General features: G+C 71.2%; 16 protein-coding genes. 10 read left to right on the top strand and 6 right to left on the bottom strand.

Annotation, left to right across the window (positions count from 1 at the left end):
• Positions 1-63 precede the first annotated feature (63 nt).
• The 5 genes from OO60_RS11400 to OO60_RS11420 all read left to right on the top strand — a co-directional run bounded on the left by OO60_RS11400 (position 64) and on the right by OO60_RS11420 (position 7,815).
• Positions 64-3,765 carry a multifunctional oxoglutarate decarboxylase/oxoglutarate dehydrogenase thiamine pyrophosphate-binding subunit/dihydrolipoyllysine-residue succinyltransferase subunit gene (locus OO60_RS11400; RefSeq protein ID WP_081911178.1) on the top strand — a complete coding sequence of 1,234 codons (3,702 nt, stop codon included), beginning with the start codon at positions 64-66 and terminating at the stop codon, positions 3,763-3,765.
• Positions 3,766-3,915: 150 nt separating this feature from the next.
• Positions 3,916-4,434 (top strand): GNAT family N-acetyltransferase, encoded by a 519-nt coding sequence (locus tag OO60_RS11405; protein WP_003059852.1) that lies wholly within the window; start codon positions 3,916-3,918, stop codon positions 4,432-4,434.
• Between the two features lie 14 nt (positions 4,435-4,448).
• A complete protein-coding gene (locus OO60_RS11410) occupies positions 4,449-5,408 on the top strand; it encodes an LLM class flavin-dependent oxidoreductase (RefSeq protein ID WP_003059849.1) in 960 nt (319 codons plus the stop codon).
• Positions 5,409-5,458: 50 nt separating this feature from the next.
• On the top strand, positions 5,459-6,064 hold the full coding sequence (locus OO60_RS11415; RefSeq protein WP_003059846.1) for a LysE family translocator: 606 nt from the start codon (positions 5,459-5,461) through the stop codon (positions 6,062-6,064).
• A 125-nt stretch (positions 6,065-6,189) separates the two neighbouring features.
• Positions 6,190-7,815, top strand: a complete 1,626-nt coding sequence (locus tag OO60_RS11420; protein WP_003059844.1) for an elongation factor G — start codon at positions 6,190-6,192, stop codon at positions 7,813-7,815.
• Here the strand turns inward: OO60_RS11420 and OO60_RS11425 are convergent.
• Genes OO60_RS11425 through OO60_RS11440 form a run of 4 tightly spaced genes read right to left on the bottom strand, consistent with a single transcriptional unit; the run spans position 7,805 to position 11,116 of the window.
• Positions 7,805-8,689, bottom strand: coding sequence for an ABC transporter substrate-binding protein (locus tag OO60_RS11425; RefSeq protein ID WP_003059842.1), 885 nt, complete (start codon positions 8,687-8,689; stop codon positions 7,805-7,807). The two genes, OO60_RS11420 and OO60_RS11425, sit on opposite strands and share 11 nt — an antisense overlap.
• Entirely contained in the window at positions 8,686-9,369 is a 684-nt protein-coding gene (locus OO60_RS11430; protein ID WP_003059839.1) for an ABC transporter permease, read from the bottom strand. Before OO60_RS11430 ends, OO60_RS11425 begins: the two co-directional genes overlap by 4 nt.
• A complete protein-coding gene (locus tag OO60_RS11435; RefSeq protein WP_003059837.1) occupies positions 9,366-10,034 on the bottom strand; it encodes an ABC transporter permease in 669 nt (222 codons plus the stop codon). Before OO60_RS11435 ends, OO60_RS11430 begins: the two co-directional genes overlap by 4 nt.
• A complete protein-coding gene (locus tag OO60_RS11440; RefSeq protein ID WP_003059835.1) occupies positions 10,031-11,116 on the bottom strand; it encodes an ABC transporter ATP-binding protein in 1,086 nt (361 codons plus the stop codon). The genes OO60_RS11435 and OO60_RS11440 overlap by 4 nt, the downstream gene beginning before the upstream one ends.
• Before the next feature lie 91 nt (positions 11,117-11,207).
• Here OO60_RS11440 and OO60_RS11445 point away from each other — a divergent pair, with 91 nt between their 5' ends.
• Positions 11,208-12,620, top strand: coding sequence for a bis-aminopropyl spermidine synthase family protein (locus OO60_RS11445; protein WP_003059832.1), 1,413 nt, complete (start codon positions 11,208-11,210; stop codon positions 12,618-12,620).
• Positions 12,621-12,696: 76 nt separating this feature from the next.
• On the opposite strand, the gene OO60_RS11450 is transcribed toward OO60_RS11445, so the two are convergent.
• Positions 12,697-13,878: an NAD(P)-dependent malic enzyme gene (locus OO60_RS11450; RefSeq protein WP_003059828.1), complete on the bottom strand. Its 1,182-nt coding sequence runs from the start codon at positions 13,876-13,878 to the stop codon at positions 12,697-12,699.
• 361 nt (positions 13,879-14,239) lie between these two features.
• Here OO60_RS11450 and rfbC point away from each other — a divergent pair, with 361 nt between their 5' ends.
• The 4 genes from rfbC to OO60_RS11470 all read left to right on the top strand — a co-directional run bounded on the left by rfbC (position 14,240) and on the right by OO60_RS11470 (position 16,476).
• Positions 14,240-14,845 (top strand): dTDP-4-dehydrorhamnose 3,5-epimerase, encoded by a 606-nt coding sequence (gene rfbC, locus OO60_RS11455; protein WP_003059825.1) that lies wholly within the window; start codon positions 14,240-14,242, stop codon positions 14,843-14,845.
• 59 nt (positions 14,846-14,904) lie between these two features.
• The gene (locus OO60_RS11460) at positions 14,905-15,318 is read left to right on the top strand and encodes an SRPBCC family protein (protein ID WP_003059822.1); all 414 of its coding nucleotides are present in this window, start codon (positions 14,905-14,907) and stop codon (positions 15,316-15,318) included.
• Positions 15,315-15,749 carry a MarR family winged helix-turn-helix transcriptional regulator gene (locus OO60_RS11465; protein WP_003059819.1) on the top strand — a complete coding sequence of 145 codons (435 nt, stop codon included), beginning with the start codon at positions 15,315-15,317 and terminating at the stop codon, positions 15,747-15,749. The genes OO60_RS11460 and OO60_RS11465 overlap by 4 nt, the downstream gene beginning before the upstream one ends.
• A 70-nt stretch (positions 15,750-15,819) precedes the next feature.
• A complete protein-coding gene (locus OO60_RS11470) occupies positions 15,820-16,476 on the top strand; it encodes a hypothetical protein (RefSeq protein ID WP_003059816.1) in 657 nt (218 codons plus the stop codon).
• On the opposite strand, the gene OO60_RS11475 is transcribed toward OO60_RS11470, so the two are convergent.
• Positions 16,473-16,946, bottom strand: coding sequence for a hotdog fold domain-containing protein (locus OO60_RS11475; RefSeq protein ID WP_003059814.1), 474 nt, complete (start codon positions 16,944-16,946; stop codon positions 16,473-16,475). The two genes, OO60_RS11470 and OO60_RS11475, sit on opposite strands and share 4 nt — an antisense overlap.
• Positions 16,947-16,950 lie beyond the last annotated feature (4 nt).

Consider the following 16,950-nt stretch of genomic DNA (forward strand, 5'->3'; position numbering starts at 1 on the left):
GCCTGGTAGGCGCATCAGCGGATTCAAGATCGAGATCGAGACGGATAGAGGCGAGCCCCAGCCGTGTCCAGCAGCAGCCCTGCGTCACAGTTCGGCCCCAACGAGTGGCTGGTCGAAGAGATGTACGACCAGTTCCTCGCCGACCCTTCCTCAGTCGATGCCGCCTGGCACGACTTCTTCGCGGACTTCAAGCCGACGCAGAGCGCGCAGGCCAAGGCGGACACCGCCCGGCAGCAGGCCGACGCCAAGCCGGCCACCAACGGCCAGGCGGCGCAGCCGTCGGCCAAGGCCGTGCAGAACGCGGAGTCGGCGGCCAAGCAGGCCGCGCCCGCCAAGCCGGCCCCCGCCGCCAAGGCGCCGGCCAAGGCCGCGCCGAAGCCGGCGGCCGCGAAGGCCGAGCCCAAGGCCGACGCGAAGAAGGAAGAGCCGGAGTCGAAGCAGCTGCGCGGTGCCGCGGCGGCCATCGCCAAGAACATGGACGCCTCGCTGAGCGTCCCCACCGCGACCAGCGTGCGCGCGGTCCCGGCCAAGCTGATGGCGGACAACCGCATCGTCATCAACAACCACCTCAAGCGCACCCGCGGCGGCAAGATCTCCTTCACGCACCTCATCGGCTACGCCATGGTGCGGGCGCTGAAGGACTACCCGAACCTGAACCGGCACTACCAGCAGATCGACGGCAAGCCGTTCGCGATCACGCCGGAGCACGTCAACTTCGGGCTCGCCATCGACATGAAGGGCAAGGACGGGTCGCGCAACCTCGTCGTGGCCTCGGTCAAGAGCGTCGAGGACATGACGTTCCTGCAGTTCTGGCAGGCGTACGAGGACATCGTCAAGAAGGCCCGCAACAACAAGCTGACCGCGGACGACTTCTCCGGCACCACGATCTCGCTGACCAACCCGGGCGGCATCGGCACCAACCACTCGGTGCCGCGCCTGCAGGCCGGCCAGGGCGCCATCATCGGCGTCGGCGCCATGCAGTACCCGGCCGCCTTCGAGGGCACCAGCGAGAAGACGCTGGTCGACCTCGGCATCAGCAAGATCATGACGCTGACCTCGACGTATGACCACCGCATCATCCAGGGTGCGGAGTCGGGCGAGTTCCTCAAGCGCATCCACCAGCTGCTGCTCGGCGAAGACGGCTTCTACGACGACGTCTTCACCAGCCTGCGCCTGCCGTACGAGCCGATCCGCTGGGTCGCCGACATCCCGGACGGCCCGGTCGACAAGACCGCCCGCGTGATCGAGCTGATCGACGCGTTCCGGATGCGCGGCCACCTGATGGCCGACACCGACCCGCTGAACTACCGCCAGCGCAGCCACGCCGACCTGGACGTGCTGTCCCACGGCCTGACGCTCTGGGACCTCGACCGCGAGTTCCCGGTCGGCGGCTTCGCCGGCCAGGAGCGGATGAAGCTGCGCGACATCCTGGGCGTGCTGCGCAACTCCTACTGCCGCACGGTCGGCATCGAGTACACCCACATCCTCGACCCCGAGGAGCGCCGCTGGATCCAGGAACGCGTCGAGATCCCGCACGAGAAGCCGGACCCCGCGGTCCAGAAGTACGTGCTCTCGAAGCTGAACGCCGCCGAGGCGTTCGAGACGTTCCTGCAGACCAAGTACGTCGGCCAGAAGCGGTTCTCGCTCGAAGGCGGCGAGACGGCGATCCCGCTGCTCGACACCATCCTCGACAAGGCCGCCGAGCACGAGCTCGACGAGGTCGTCATCGGCATGCCGCACCGCGGCCGCCTGAACGTGCTGGCCAACATCGTCGGCAAGCCGATCAGCCAGATCTTCCAGGAGTTCGAGGGCAACCTCGACCCGGGCCAGGCGCACGGTTCCGGTGACGTGAAGTACCACCTCGGCGCCGAAGGCAAGTACTTCCGGATGTTCGGCGACGGCGAGACGAAGGTGTCGCTGACCGCGAACCCGTCCCACCTGGAGACGGTCGACCCGGTCCTCGAGGGCATCGTCCGCGCGAAGCAGGACATCCTCGACAAGGGCGGCGAGGGCTACACCGTGCTGCCGGTCCTGATGCACGGCGACGCGGCCTTCGCGGGCCAGGGCGTCGTGGCCGAGACGCTGAACCTGGCGCTGCTGCGCGGGTACCGCACCGGCGGCACCGTGCACGTCATCGTCAACAACCAGGTCGGCTTCACGACCGCGCCGGAGCACTCGCGCTCCTCGCAGTACGCCACCGACGTCGCGAAGATGATCGGCTCGCCGATCTTCCACGTGAACGGCGACGACCCGGAGGCCGCGCACTGGGTGGCCAAGCTGGCCGTCGAGTACCGGCAGGCGTTCCACAAGGACGTCGTCATCGACCTGATCTGCTACCGCCGCCGCGGCCACAACGAGGGCGACGACCCCTCGATGACGCAGCCGGCGATGTACGACATCATCGACACCAAGCGCTCGACGCGGAAGACCTACACCGAGTCGCTGATCGGCCGCGGCGACATCTCCGTCGAGGAGGCCGAGGCGGCGCTGCGCGACTTCTCGAGCCAGCTGGAGCACGTCTTCAACGAGGTCCGCGAGCTGGAGAAGCACCCGGCGAAGGCCAGCCCCTCCGTCGAGGAGGAGCAGCAGGTGCCGGCCAAGGTGAAGACGGCGGTCGCCGACGAGGTCATCGAGCGCATCGGCGACGCGTTCGTCCAGGTCCCGGAGGGCTTCACGCCGCACCCGCGCGTCAAGCCGGTGATGGAGCGCCGCCACAAGATGTCGCGCGAAGGCGACATCGACTGGGCGTTCGGCGAGCTGCTGGCGTTCGGGTCGCTGGCGATGGAGGGCCGGCTGGTCCGGCTGTCCGGCCAGGACTCGCGGCGCGGCACGTTCACCCAGCGGCACTCGGTGTTCATCGACCGCAAGACCGGCCAGGAGTACGCGCCGCTGCAGAACCTGGCCGACGGCCAGGGCCGCGTGATGATCTACGACTCGGCGCTGTCGGAGTACGCGGCCGTCGGCTTCGAGTACGGCTACTCGGTGGCGAACTCCGAAGCGCTGGTGATGTGGGAGGCGCAGTTCGGCGACTTCGTCAACGGCGCCCAGACGGTCATCGACGAGTACATCTCCTCCGGCGAGGCCAAGTGGGGCCAGCGTTCGGACGTCGTGCTGCTGCTACCGCACGGCCACGAGGGCCAGGGCCCGGACCACACGTCCGGCCGCATCGAGCGCTTCCTGTCGCTGTGCGCGGAGGGCTCGATGACGGTGTCGGTCCCGTCCACCCCGGCGAACTACTTCCACCTGCTGCGCCGCCACGCCCTCGACGGCATCCAGCGCCCCCTGGTGGTCTTCACGCCGAAGTCGATGCTGCGCAACAAGGCGGCGACGTCGGCGGTCGCCGACTTCACCGGCGAGAGCCGCTTCATGTCGGTCATCGACGACGTCACACCGGACCCGGCGAAGATCCGCAAGGTCCTGCTGACCTCCGGCAAGCTGTACTGGGAGCTGGTGGCGGAGCGGGCGAAGCGCGAGGCGGACGACGTCGCGATCGTCCGGATCGAGCAGTACTACCCGCTGCCGAAGAAGAAGCTGCTGGCGGCCCTGGAGCGCTACACGAACGCGACGCAGGTCGCGTGGGTCCAGGAGGAGCCGGAGAACCAGGGTGCATGGCCGTTCTTCGGCCTGAACCTGCCCCGCAAGTTCCCGGAGGTCCTCTCGGGCCTGCAGGTCGTCTCGCGCCGCCCGATGGCGGCCCCGTCGGCGGGTTCGTCGAAGGTGCACGAGGTGGAGCAGAAGGCGCTGATCGCGAAGGCGTTCGACTGACCGCTTGACCACGGCGAAGGCCCCCGCACCAGGAACGCGGGGGCCTTCGCCGTTCCCGGAACTGTCGGTGCCCTCCGCTAGCGTGGCAACTGGGGGGCGCAGCCCAAACCCGATTGCCCCCAGCCGCCGGTTCGGGGCAAGGTGGCGATCATGCTGATCCGCCGCGAAACCCCCGCCGACGGCCCCGCGATCCACACCGTCCACAGCGAAGCCTTCCGGCGCGAAGAAGGCGTGACCCCCGTCGAGGCCCCCCTCGTCGACGAACTCCGCGCCGACGGCGATCTGATCAACCCCCTCTCCCTCGTCGCCCTCCACGACGGTGAGGTCGTCGGGCACGTCTGCTGCAGCCGCGCCCGCCTCGGCGAGGACGAGGACACCGCCGTCGGGCTGGGCCCCCTCGGCGTCCTGCCCGCGCACCAGCGCAGCGGTGTCGGCTCCGCGCTCATGCACGCCGTCCTCGGTGCCGCGGACGCCCAAGGCCACGGCCTGGTCGTCCTCCTCGGCAACCCCGCCTACTACTCCCGGTTCGGCTTCGTCCGAGCGGACACGCTCTCGATCACGCCACCCGATCCGGCGTGGCGCCCGCACTTCCAGGCGCGCACGCTGGCCGCGTACCAACCCACCCAGGCGGGCGCCTTCGAGTACGCGCCGGCGTTTTCCCGCCTCTGAACAGGAGACAGCGCATGTACGCACCCACGAGGTCGGTCGGTGTCCGGATCAACCGCGAGCAGCCGCCGGCCAAGCTGGTCGAGCTCGCGCGGCAGGCCGAAGCCGCCGGCCTCGACGAGGTCTGGCTGGTCGAGGACTGCTTCTGGGCGGCGGGCATCGCGACCGTCGCGACCGCGCTCGCGGTGACCTCGACGATCAAGGTCGGCATCGGGGTGCTGCCGGCGGTGGCGCGCAACCCGGCGATCGCGGCGATGGAGCTGGCGGCGCTCGCGGAGCTGCACCCGGGCCGGCTGATCGGCGGCCTCGGGCACGGCGTGGCGTCGTGGATGCGCCAGATCGGCGCCTACCCGGAGTCCCCGCTGGCGGCGCTGGACGAAACGCTGGTGGCGGTCCGCCGGCTCCTGGCGGGCGATCGGGTCTCGATGCGCGGCCGCCACGTCGAGCTGGACGCCGTCGAGCTGGTGTTCCCGCCGGAGACCGTGCCCCCGGTGCTGGCCGGGGTCCGCCGGCCGAAGTCCCTGGCCGTGGCGGGGACCTCCGCGGACGGGACGATCCTGGCCGAGCCGTCGCCGCCCGAGTTCGTCCGGACGGCGCTCGCGGGCATCGCGGCCACCGGCCCGCACGCCCTGGTGACGTACAACTGGCTGGCCCTCGGCGACCGCGAGCGGGCACGCACGACCGTCGCGGAGTCCCTGAACCCCGGCTCCCGCGTGCAGGTGGAGGGCCTGCCGTTCGCCACCGAGTTGCTGGCCCTGATGGACTCGACGTCCACAGTGGACGAGCTGGCGGCCGGCCTGCGCCCGGAGTGGATCGACCGGCTGGCCGTCTGCGGCGACCTGAACACCTGCGCGGCCGCGGTCCACTCCCTGCACGAAGCCGGCAGCGGCTCGGTGGTGCTGCTGCCGCTGTCGGAAGAGCCCCCGGAGCGCGGCATCGAGGACGCGGCCCGCGTCGCGGCGGCCGTGCGGGCCTGACGAGCGGAAAAGGAGTTCGTGCGGCACGGCCGGCGTGCCAGGATCGGGCCATGCCGGTCGACCAGCACCTCCTCCTGGCCTTCCTCGTGACCACCGCCGTCGCGATGGTGACGCCGGGGCCGGACATGCTCTTCATCCTCGGCTGCGGCATGCGCGGCGGCCCGAAGGCCGGGCTGCTCGCCACCGCCGGGGTCGCCACCAGCGAAGCGATCCACGTCGCCGTCGCCGCGGCCGGGCTCGCCGCGCTCTTCGCCGCCGTGCCCGTCGCCTTCACCGTCGTGCGGGTCGTCGGTGCCGCCTACCTCATCCACCTCGGCGTCCAGGCCATCCGGAACCGCAAGCCGCTCGTCGAACGCCGGAGCGACCGCGCCTACCTCAGCGGCCTGCTCACCAACCTGCTCAACCCCAAGATGGTCACCTTCACCATCGCCTTCCTCCCGCAGTTCGTCGACCCCGCCCGAGGGCACGTCTGGCTGCAGTTCGCCGTCCTCGGCGCGATCCTGATCGCCTTCGAGTTTCTCGTCGACGGCGCGGTCGGCGTCCTCGCCGGCCGCGTCGGCGGGTGGGTCCGGCGGAAGCGGAACCAGCGCCGGATCGAGGTCGCCACCGGGGGCATCTTCATCGGCCTCGGCGTCCGCCTGGCCGTGGAGCGTTAACCGGTTGCCGCATGTGACGGTGTCTGCTTCACTGAAAACGACCCGACCCCCTGGAGTGATCATGCGCCGAGCTTTCGTGTTCTTCCCGTTGGCCGAAACCGCCTACACCGAGGACATGAAGCTCGTTGCCGACACTCAACCTGGGTATTCTCGCGCACGTCGACGCCGGTAAGACCACCCTCACCGAGCGGCTGCTGCTCGCCGCCGGCGTGATCGACCGGCTGGGCCGCGTCGACGACGGCACCACGCAGACCGACACGCTCGCGCTCGAACGCGCCCGCGGGATCACCATCAAGTCCGCCGTCGTCTCGTTCGCGATCGGCGCCACCACCGTCAACCTCATCGACACCCCCGGCCACCCCGACTTCATCGCCGAGGTGGAACGGGTGCTGAGCGTGCTCGACGGCGCCGTGCTCGTCGTCTCGGCCGTCGAAGGCGTCCAGGCGCAGACGCGCGTGCTCGCCAGAGCCCTGGATCGGCTCGGCATCCCGGCGGTCGTCTTCGTCAACAAGACCGACCGCCGCGGCGCCGACCCCGGCCGCGTCCGGGCCGAGATCGCCCGCAAACTGCCGCCCGCTCCCGTTTTCGAGGGGTCGGCGCTCACCGGCGACGGCGTCGACGAGCTCCGCGAGGCCGTCGTGGACCTGCTGCCGAAGTCCGAAGAGGACACCACCGGCCCGCTGTCCGGCACGGTGTTCAAAGTGGACCGCCGGAAAGCGGTGCTGGTCCGCGTGTTCTCCGGCACGCTGCGCGTCCGGCAGAAGCTCCCGGCGGGCAAGGTCACCGCGATCCACGTCTTCGAGCAGGGGAAGGCCGTCCGGCGCGACCGGGTCACCGCCGGCCGGATCGCCCGCGTCACCGGCCTCGACGCCCGGATCGGCGACGCGATCGGCGAGCCACCGGCGTCGGCCGGGCGGCAGTTCGCGCCGCCGACGCTCCGGACCGTCGTGACGACCGGCGGCGACAAGGGCGCGCTGCACGCGGCGCTCGCCCAGCTCGCCGAGCAGGACCCGCTCATCGGGCTGCAGGTCGACGGATCCGAAATCCTTCTTTCCCTGTACGGCGAAGTCCAGAAAGAGGTCATCCAGGCGACGCTCGCCGACGAATACGGCGTCGACGTCGAGTTCGGCGAGACCACCACGATCCACGTCCAGCGGGTGACGGGCACCGGCGAATCCGTCCGGCTGATCGGCCAGGACGCGGACCCGTTCCTCGCCACCGTCGGGCTCCGCGTCGAACCGGCTGACAGCGGCGTCACGTTCGGGCTGGCCGTCGAGCCGGGCTCCATGCCGGCGGCGTTCTTCCGCGCCGTCGAAGAGACGGTCCGGGCGACGCTGGCGAGCTGGTCGGTCCCGGCCTGCGCGGTCACCATGACGCATTCCGGTTACTACGCCAGGCAAAGCCACTCCCACGGCACGTTCGACAAGAGCATGTCGAGCACCGCCGGCGACTTCCGCGACCTGACGCCGATCGTGCTCCGGGAAGCGCTCGACCGGGCCGGGACGGTGGAGTGCGAACCGATCCACCGGTTCACCCTCGACGTCCCGGCCGACACGATCAGCGCCGTCACGCAGGCCGTCGCGCGTGTGCGCGGCATTCCGAAACAGACCACAATGGACGGGCCGGAGGCTCGTATCGAGGGCGACCTTCCCGCCGCCGAAGTGCACGGGCTGCAGCGGCGGCTACCGGGGCTCACGCGCGGCGAAGGCGTGCTGGAGACGGAGTTCGACCGCTACGAACCTAGGACTTGAGGTGGTTGCGGGCGAGGAAGTCCTCGGCGATGTCGAGCGGATTGCGCTTCTGCTCGGTGAACTCGACGTTGAGCCGCGTGAGCTGCTCGGTGGTCAGCACCGCCGACACGCGGTTCAGCGCGGCCGATTCGGCGGGCGAGAGCGTCCCGCGGGCCACCAGCGGCACGATGTTCTGCGCCGGGAACATGTTCTTGTCGTCGGCCAGCGGCACGAACCCGTTCGCGGCGATCGTCGACGACGTGCTGAACAGGTCCGCCACCTGCACGTCCCCGGACTTCAGCGCGGCCACCGTCACCGGCCCGCCGGTGTCGGTCGTGCGGATCTCCTTGAACTCGCAGCCGTACAGCGCCTTGATCTTGTCCTTCCAGCGGCTGCTCCACTGCCCCGGCCCGCCGAACACCAGCTCGCGGCAGCGCGGGCCCAGGTCGGAGAACGTCTTCACCCCCGAAGCCGCCAGTTGCGGGCCGACGACGAGCAGGTCCTTGTCCTCGGCCGGCGCCTGGTCCAGCACCTCGAACCCGGCGGGGAGCTTCTGCCGCAGCTGCGCGTAGACGTCCTGCGGCTTCGTCGCCGTGGTGTCCTTGTCGAAGTACCGCAACAGGTTCCCGCTGTAGTCCGGCACCACCGACAGCGACTTGTCCTGCAGCGCCTTGACGACGACCTCGCGGCTGCCGACCGGCGGCCGCACGGTCACGTTCGTCGCACCGGCCTCCCGCAGCGCACCGGCGTAGATCTGGGCCAGCAGCAGGCTTTCCCCGACGTCGGACGCGCCGATGATGATGTCACCCGAAGCGCCGCCCTCGCCGCCACCCGCCAGCGGGTTCCCGCAGCCGGCGGCCAGCACCAGGACCACGAGCAGGATCAGCCGCTTCACGCCGTCACCTTCTTCACGGCCGCGGCGAGCCGCACGCCCCGCGGCACCAGTGCGCGGTTCAACCCCGCGAAGAGCAGATCCAGGACGACGGCCAGCAACGTCGTCAGCAACGCGCCCGCGACGACCTCGGCGTAGTCCAAAATGGCCAGTCCGTCGAGCAGGAACCGGCCCAGGCCACCGAGTCCGACGTACGCGGCCACCGCGGCGGTCGCCACCAGCTGGAGCACGGCGTTGCGGATCCCGCCGAGCACGAGCGGCAGCGAGATCGGCACCTCGACCTGCCACAGCCGCTGCCAGCCGGTCATCCCGACCCCCTCGGCGGCGTCGACCACGCCGTGGTCGGTCGCCTGCAGCCCGGCGTACGTGCCGGCCAGGATCGGCGGCACGGCCAGCACGACCAGCCCGATGATCGTCGAGGTGACGCTTTCGGTGAAGAGCAGGAACAGGAACGTGACGAGCCCCAGCGTCGGCAGCGCGCGGATCGCGTTGCCCGCGCTCACCAGCGCGACGCCACCGCGTCCGGTGTGGCCGACGAACAGTCCCAAGGGGACGGCGATGACCAGCGCGATGGCCAGCGACAACGCGGTGTAGCCCAGGTGTTCCAGCAGCCGCTGCGGGATGCCGTCCGGGCCGGACCAGTGCGCCGGGTCGCCGAACCAGCGGAAGAGGTCGGTGATCATGCGGCGCTCACCCGTTCCCACGGTGTCAGCAGGTTCCGGATCCCCACCAGGACCAGGTCGACGACCAGCGCCAGCAGCAGCGTCAGCACGATGCCGGTCACGATCGGCGAGAAGTACTCGCGCTGGAAGCCGTCGGTGAACAGCACGCCGAGGCCGCCGGTGCCGATCAGCGCGCCGACGCTGACCAGGCTGATGTTGCTCACCGACGCGACCCGCACGCCGGCCGCCAGCACCGGCACCGACAGCGGCAGCTCGACGGCGAAGAAGCGCCGCAGCGGCTTGTACCCGACGGCGGTCGCGGCGGCGATCACCGGCGGCGGCACCGCGTCGAGGGCGTCGAGCACCGGCCGGACCAGCAGCGCCGTGGTGTAGATCGTCAGCGCGACGACGACGTTGACGCTGTCGAGGATCTTCGACCCGATCAGGCCGGGGATGACGACGAACAGCGCCAGCGACGGGATCGTGTAGAGCAAGTTCGCCAGCACCATCAGCACCTGCCGGGCGGGCGCCCAGCGGCTGCCGAGCCAGCCCGCCGCGACGGCCAGCACGATGCCGAGCACGAGCGGGAGCAGCGCCAGGTACACGTGGTCGCCCAGGTCGCCGAGGATCTCGGCGCGCGTGTTCCCGCTGCTCAGGTACTGCCCGAGCTCGTCGAAGAAGGTCATGACGCCTGGGGCGTGCCCTCGATGACGTCCAGCACCTGCCGCGCGACCACCGCGCCGAGCACCCGGTGCTCTTCGTCGACGACGACCCCGAGACTGGCGGGCGACGACAGCGCCGCGTCCAGCGCGCCGCGGATCGGCGTCCCCCGCACCCAGAGCGAGCCGCCGGCCACGAGGTCGTCCTCGTCGAGCGAACCATCCACAGTGGAATTCGGCGGCAGCCAGCCGCGCGGCTGCTTCTCGGCGTTGACCGCGAGCCGCCAGCCGTCGCTCGCGGACACCGCGGCGCCGATCTCGACCAGCTCCAGCTCCTTGACCTCGACGCCTTCGGCGGAAAGGAACGACAGGCCGCGGTAGCCGCGGTCCCGGCCGACGAACGAGGCGACGAAGTCGTCCACCGGGTGGCGCAGGACGTCGGCGGGCGTGCCGTACTGGGCGAGCTTGCCGCCGACGCGCATCACCGCGACCTTGTCGCCGAGCCGGACGGCCTCGTCGATGTCGTGCGTGACGAACACGATCGTCTTGCCCAGCTGCGACTGCAGCCGCAGCAGCTCGTTCTGCAGGTCTTCGCGCACGATCGGGTCGACCGCGGAGAACGGCTCGTCCATCAGCAGCACCGGCGAGTCCGCGGCGAGCGCGCGGGCGACGCCGACGCGCTGCTGCTGGCCGCCCGAAAGCTGCGCCGGGTACCGCTTGCCGAGCTCGACCGGCAGGCCGATGATCTCCAGCAGCTCGGCGGCCCGCTTGCGCGCCTTCGCCTTGTCCCAGCCCGAAAGCAGCGGCACGGTGGCGATGTTGTCCAGCACCGTCCGATGTGGAAAGAGCCCGGCGTGCTGGATGACGTAGCCGATGCCGCGGCGCAGCAGCGCCGGGTCGCCCTCGGCGACGTCCTTGCCGTCGAGCAGCACCTGCCCGGCGGTCGGCTCGACCATCCGGTTGATCATCCGCAGCGACGTCGTCTTGCCGCAGCCGGACGGGCCGACGAACACGGTGATCGTGCCGTCCTCGACCGTCAGGTTCAGCTTGTCGACGGCGACCGTCCCATCCGGATACTGCTTGGTCACGTCGCGGAATTCGATGGTCACTGCCACTCCCCATGTCCGGTGCAACCGACCGTAGCCGAGTCGGCGGTGGTTGGCACGCTGTTCCGCAGGCCGGCCACTAGGCTCGGAGTCCGTGAACGCCCTCGACGACGTCCTCGCCGCGCACGGCGTCGGCGTCCGCCCGCTGTACCGCGTCCTCGACCTGCTGCGCACCGGCGACCACGACCTCGGCGAGCTCGTGCGGCTCAGCACGGCGCCGCGGCGCAGCGTGGAGGCCGTCCTCGCCGCCCTCGGCGACGACCTGGACCGCAGCGGCGACCGCCTGCGCATCTCCCCCGGCGTCGCGGCGTCGTACCTGCAGTACCACGCGCCCCGCTTCGCCGACCCGCTCGACGAAGCCGTCACGACGCACGACCTGCTGCCGAAGGTCGCCGAGTGGGTGGCCGAGGTGCCGTCGCCGCTGGCCGCGCTCGACCACGTGCAGGCCACGCCCGAGACCGTGCTGCGCCGCGCGCTCTGGCTGGACGCGCAGTACGACCTCACCTCCGCCCGCCTGCTGTTCCTCGGCGACCACGACCTGACGTCGCTGGCGGTGCGGGCGGTCTGCCCGTCGGCGGCCCTGACGGTCGTCGACCTGGACGAGCGCGTGCTCGCCTACCTGGACGACCGCGGCGAGCGCGGGATCGCGACGGCCCACGCGGACCTGCGCGTCGGCCTCCCGCCGGCGTTCGCGGGCCGGTTCGACCTGGTGTTCAGCGATCCGCCGTACACGCCGGAAGGCATGGGGCTGTTCGCGGCCCGCGGGGTGCAGGCGCTGCGCGAGCCGAGCGAAGGACGGCTGCTGCTGGCCTACGGCTACAGCCCGCGCCACCCGGCGCTGGGCGCGCAGGTGCAGCGGTCACTGGCCACGCTGGGGCTGACGTTCGAGGCGATCCTGCCGGGCTTCAACCGCTACTTCGGCGCGCAGGCGATCGGCAGCGCGGCGGACCTGTACGTCTGCCAGCCGACGGCGAAGGCCAAGAAGATGCGCGGCGGCAAGGCGATCTACACGCACGGGCCGCAGTCGGTCGAGGCGGCGGGCACGAAACCGGCGCTGCTGGAGAAGCTGAAGGAGATCGCGGCCGCCGGCGGGCTGGCGCTGGAGTCGCGGCCGGTGGACTGGTCGATCTCCGGCCCCGAGGGCGACGCGGTCGCGATGGACCTCACCGGCGACCCGGGCCCGTGGCTGCTGCGGACCCTGCTGGGCACGAACGCCCGGCGCCTGGCCCTGCTGGTCCCCAACGCGCACCCGGACCTGGCGGACGAGCGGTCGCAGACGGCCCTCGCGGACCTCGTCCGGGGCAAGTACGCGCTGCGCTACCTGCGGAGCACGCCGGACAACCGGCACGCGGTGGTGGTCGCGGACGCGGTGGAGCACCAGGACGAGATCCTCACGCGCGCCCACGCCCGCTTGGCGAACGTCGCCCTCGACGTCCCGTCCGACCTGACGGACCTCCGCCTGGTCGACGTCCCCCGCCACCGCCTGGCGGACCTGCTCGGTTCCTGAGTCTGCCGCGGCCCTCGTGAGTGTTTAGGCGAGTTCTAACCCGCCTAAACACTCACGACCGGTTGCGGCAGGGCGGTCAGGCGGTGACGCCGTCGGCTTCGGCGGCCTTCGCCACCGCGGCCGCGACCTCCGGGGCCACGCGCGGGTCGAGCGGCGACGGGACGATCCGGTCCGGGCCGAGGTCGTCCATCGCCACCGAGACGATCGCCTCGGCCGCGGCCAGCTTCATGTTCTCCGTGATCGCCCGCGCGCCCGAGTCGAGCGCGCCGCGGAACACGCCGGGGAACGCCAGCACGTTGTTGATCTGGTTCGGGAAGTCGCTCCGGCCGGTCGCCACGATCGACGCGTACCGGGCCGCCACGTCCGGGTGAACTTCCGGGTCGGGGTTGGACAGCGCGAACACGATGCCGCCGCCCGCCATCCGGCCGAGCAGGGACTCGTCGATCGTCGCACCGGACAGGCCGAGGAACACGTCGGCGCCCTCCAGCGCCTCCGCGAGGCCGCCGCGCAGGCCCGCCTTGTTCGTCGTCGCCGCCAGCCGCTGCTTGACCGGGTTCAGGCCGTCCCGGCCGGCGTGGATGATGCCGCGCGAGTCGAGGACGGTGACGTCGCCGATGCCGGCCTCCTGCAGGATCTTCGCGCAGGCCACGCCGGCCGCACCGGCGCCGGAGACGACGACCCGCTGGTCGGCGATCGCCCGGTCGAGGACCAGGTTGGCGCCGCGCAGCGCGGCCAGCGTCACGATCGCCGTGCCGTGCTGGTCGTCGTGCATGACCGGGCAGTCGAGGGCTTCCTTGAGCTTGTCCTCCAGCTCGAAGCACCGCGGCGCGGAGACGTCCTCCAGGTTGACCGCGCCGAACGACGGCCGCAGCCGCACCAGCGTCTCGACGATCTCGTCGACGTCGGTGGTGTCCAGCACCAGCGGGATCGAGTCGAGCCCGCCGAAGGTCTTGAAGAGAACGGACTTGCCCTCCATGACCGGCAGCGACGCGCTCGCGCCGATGTCACCGAGGCCGAGCACCGCGGTCCCGTCGCTGACCACGACGACCAGCCGGTCCGCCCACGTGTAGCGCTTGGCCTTGGCCGCGTCCTCGGCGATCGCGCGGCTCACCTTCGCCACCCCGGGGGTGTAGGCGATCGAAAGGTCACGCGGGCTGGAAATGGGGCGGGTGGCCGCCACCGAGAGCTTGCCGCCCTCATGCCCGGTGAAGATCTCTTCGTCGGTGACCGGCGCGACAGTGCCGGTGGGGTCGGTCATGGGGTTTCCTGTCGTCGTTTCCGTCATTCGTCCAGTGGGAATGACGGAACTCGCGGTTCGGACGTGGGTCACTGGAATTTCTCCTGGGCATGCGGCTGGGACCACGGTCCACAAGGGGGAAACCGTGGGGGAATCCCGGCACGGCAGCCCAGCGCGGTAGCGCCGGCCTGTCGGCGAGGCGTCACGTCGGCCATCGGTGCCGTGGGTCTGGCGATGGCCGCGGACGCGGCGGTCCCGCCATTGTGACAGGTCCCGTGCCGCGGGTGACCCCTCGGTGCGGTTGATGTCACACCGGCGCCCTTTTCCCGGCAATTCCCAAGACGTCCGTCCGGTTTTGTAGGCCGCCCGATAAGGTGACGCCATGCAATTCCGCCGGCTGCGCGTCCCGGACGCCTACGAGTTCTCCCCCCGGGCGTTCCCCGACGACCGGGGCCTGTTCGTCGCCCCCTTCCAGGACGACGTCTTCCGCGCGGCGGCCGGCCACCCGCTGCGGCTCGGCCAGGCGAACCACAGCGTGTCCCGGCGCGGCACGATCCGCGGCCTCCACTTCGCCGACACCCCGCCCGGCCAGGCCAAGTACATCTACTGCCCGCGCGGTTCGCTGCTCGACGTCGTCGTCGACCTCCGCGTCGGCTCGCCGACCTTCGGCCAGTGGGACGCGGTCGTGCTCGACTCGCGCGAGTTCCGCGCGATGTACCTCGCGGAGGGGCTCGGTCACGGCTTCGCCGCCCTGGAGGACGACACCGTGATGTCGTACTTCTGCTCGGAGCCGTACAACCCCACCGGCGAGCACGGCATCACGCCGCTGGACCCCACGCTGGCGCTGCCGTGGCCCACGGACATCGAGCCGGTCCTGTCCGACAAGGACCGCAACGCGCCGACCCTCGCCGAGGCCGTCGACCGGGGCCTGCTCCCGGTGTACGCGGACTGCGTCGCCTACTACGACAAGCTGCGCTCGGCGAACTGACCACCTCCCGGCCACCAGGCCGCTTGCACTTTTAGTAAGCGTGCATATAGTCTGCTCGCATGGCACTTTTCGAGTACGAGCACAGCGAGACGTCCACCGCCCCCGCCGCCGCGATCTGGCCGCTCTGGGCCGACACGAGCCGCTGGCCGGAGTGGGACGCCGGCGTCCGGTCCGTGGTCCTCGACGGCCCCTTCGCCGTCGGCACCAGCGGCACGATGACGATGGACGGCATGCCGCCGATCCCGTTCACCCTCACCGAGGTCACCGAGGGCCGGAGCTTCACCGACGAGACCGCGCTGCCGGACGCGCACCTGCGCTTCGAGCACGAGCTGACCGACGTCGACGGCGGCACGCGGATCACCTACCGCGTCACCATCGACGGCCCCGAAGGGTTCGGCCCGCAGGTCACTTCGGACACTCCGGACGCCATGCGCGCACTCGCGAAGCTCGCTGAGGCAAGCTCCCCGGTATGACCGCCCCGGAGTCCCGCCTGCCCGGCCCCGAGCGCAGCCCCGGCTTCCTGCTGTGGCGCGTGACACTGGCCTGGCAGCGGGCGATGCGGGCCGCGCTGGCCCCGCACGACCTCACGCACGTCCAGTTCGTGCTGCTGACGACGACGTGGTGGCTCACCCGCGCGGGCGAGCCACCGACCCAGCGGCAGCTCGCCGACCAGGCGGGCACCGACACGATGATGACCAGCCAGGTCGTCCGCAAGCTCGCCGGCCGCGGCCTGCTGGCCCGCGCCGACGACCCGGCCGACGCCCGCGCGAAGCGCCTGGAAATCACCCCGGCCGGACTGGAACTGGTCGCGAAGGCGCTGAAGGACGTCGAAGCCGCGGACGCCGAGTTCTTCGCGGCCACCGACGACGGGTTCGTCGACGCGCTGGCCCGGCTCGGCCCGTGACGAATCCCCGGGGCTTCCCTGGGGGCGATCCCGGATGTCCCGGCCGGGCGTTCCGAGCAGGCTCACCGCCATGAAACTTCTCGCACTGGGGGCGGCCGCGGTCGCCGTGGCGGCACTGGCGGTCACCTCCGGAACCGCGTCCGCCGACGAGGTCCCGGCCTTCGACTTCACCGACTGCCCGGCACCGCCGCCGGCCGCCGATCCGGGCACCTGGCGCTGCGAAGCCTTTGTCTCACAAGGGAAACTGACCATCGACGGCCGGGAGATCCCGCTCGGGGAGATCCGGCTCACGTTCAGCGAGGGCCGGGTGAACGGGGCGTACGCGCAGGAGTTCGGCACGCTGCGCCACGCGCCGGTGACCGTGCCGGGCCTGGCGGGCACGACGCTCCAGCTGCACTACGGCGGCCACTCGGACTTCCAGAGCAACGCCGAGCGGCGCGGCGAACTGGACGTCACCGCGACGCTGCGGCACCCGTTGCTGCGCAAGGGCTGCACCCTCGGGGTGCTGCACACGGTCGTCCACGACGACCCGGCGGTGCCGCCGACGGTGATCTCGAAGAACCCGCCGACCATGCACTTCGGCGTCGTGGACCCGGACCTCGCGCTGCCGGCCACGCACGGCTGCGGCGTGCTCGGCCCGCTCGTCGACCGGCGGCTCGGGCTGCCGTCGCCGTCCGGCGCGAACACCTTCCACCAGACGACTTACGTGCAGTACAAGCAGCTCTAACGCTTCTTCGGCGTCACCCAGATGGTGATCGTCCCGGTGACCACCGGCTTGCCGTTCGCGTCCGAAATGGTCACCGGGACCTCGAGGTCGAAGCCCTCGGCGCCGAACTCCGGCAGCTCGGGCAGCGACGCCACCGCGCGCAGGCCCGTCTCGGCCTTGGCGACGTACTGGACGCTCATCCCCTTCGGCAGCCAGCGGTGGGTGGTGGGGACAGTGGCCTCGGCGAGCATGCCCATCGCGATCTCGGCGAGGTTGCAGGCGGCGATCGCGTGGAAGGTGCGGATGTGGTTGTAAACACCCCACCACCTCGGCGCGGTCACCTCGCAGTGCCCCGGCCGCAGCTCGCGCACCGACGGCAGCACCGTGCGGAAGTACGGCACCCGCACGCACATCGCGGCGCTGAACAGCTGCTTCCCGCCCGGCTTCCCGGCGAGCTTGTGCCACAGCGCGAACGTCGGCGTCTCGGACATGGGC

It is taken from the genome of Amycolatopsis vancoresmycina (assembly GCF_000716785.1).
Taxonomy (GTDB): domain Bacteria; phylum Actinomycetota; class Actinomycetes; order Mycobacteriales; family Pseudonocardiaceae; genus Amycolatopsis; species Amycolatopsis vancoresmycina.

What these genes read in the sequence shown, in the direction of transcription:
- rfbC (WP_003059825.1), top strand. Translation starts at nt 14,240, where the DNA reads ATGCAATTCCGCCGGCTGCGCGTCCCGGACGCCTACGAGTTCTCCCCC.
- OO60_RS11470 (WP_003059816.1), top strand. Translation starts at nt 15,820, where the DNA reads ATGAAACTTCTCGCACTGGGGGCGGCCGCGGTCGCCGTGGCGGCACTG.
- OO60_RS11475 (WP_003059814.1), bottom strand. Translation starts at nt 16,946, where the DNA reads ATGTCCGAGACGCCGACGTTCGCGCTGTGGCACAAGCTCGCCGGGAAG.
- OO60_RS11460 (WP_003059822.1), top strand. Translation starts at nt 14,905, where the DNA reads ATGGCACTTTTCGAGTACGAGCACAGCGAGACGTCCACCGCCCCCGCC.
- OO60_RS11435 (WP_003059837.1), bottom strand. Translation starts at nt 10,034, where the DNA reads ATGACCTTCTTCGACGAGCTCGGGCAGTACCTGAGCAGCGGGAACACG.
- OO60_RS11410 (WP_003059849.1), top strand. Translation starts at nt 4,449, where the DNA reads ATGTACGCACCCACGAGGTCGGTCGGTGTCCGGATCAACCGCGAGCAG.
- OO60_RS11415 (WP_003059846.1), top strand. Translation starts at nt 5,459, where the DNA reads ATGCCGGTCGACCAGCACCTCCTCCTGGCCTTCCTCGTGACCACCGCC.
- OO60_RS11450 (WP_003059828.1), bottom strand. Translation starts at nt 13,878, where the DNA reads ATGACCGACCCCACCGGCACTGTCGCGCCGGTCACCGACGAAGAGATC.
- OO60_RS11430 (WP_003059839.1), bottom strand. Translation starts at nt 9,369, where the DNA reads ATGATCACCGACCTCTTCCGCTGGTTCGGCGACCCGGCGCACTGGTCC.
- OO60_RS11465 (WP_003059819.1), top strand. Translation starts at nt 15,315, where the DNA reads ATGACCGCCCCGGAGTCCCGCCTGCCCGGCCCCGAGCGCAGCCCCGGC.
- OO60_RS11405 (WP_003059852.1), top strand. Translation starts at nt 3,916, where the DNA reads ATGCTGATCCGCCGCGAAACCCCCGCCGACGGCCCCGCGATCCACACC.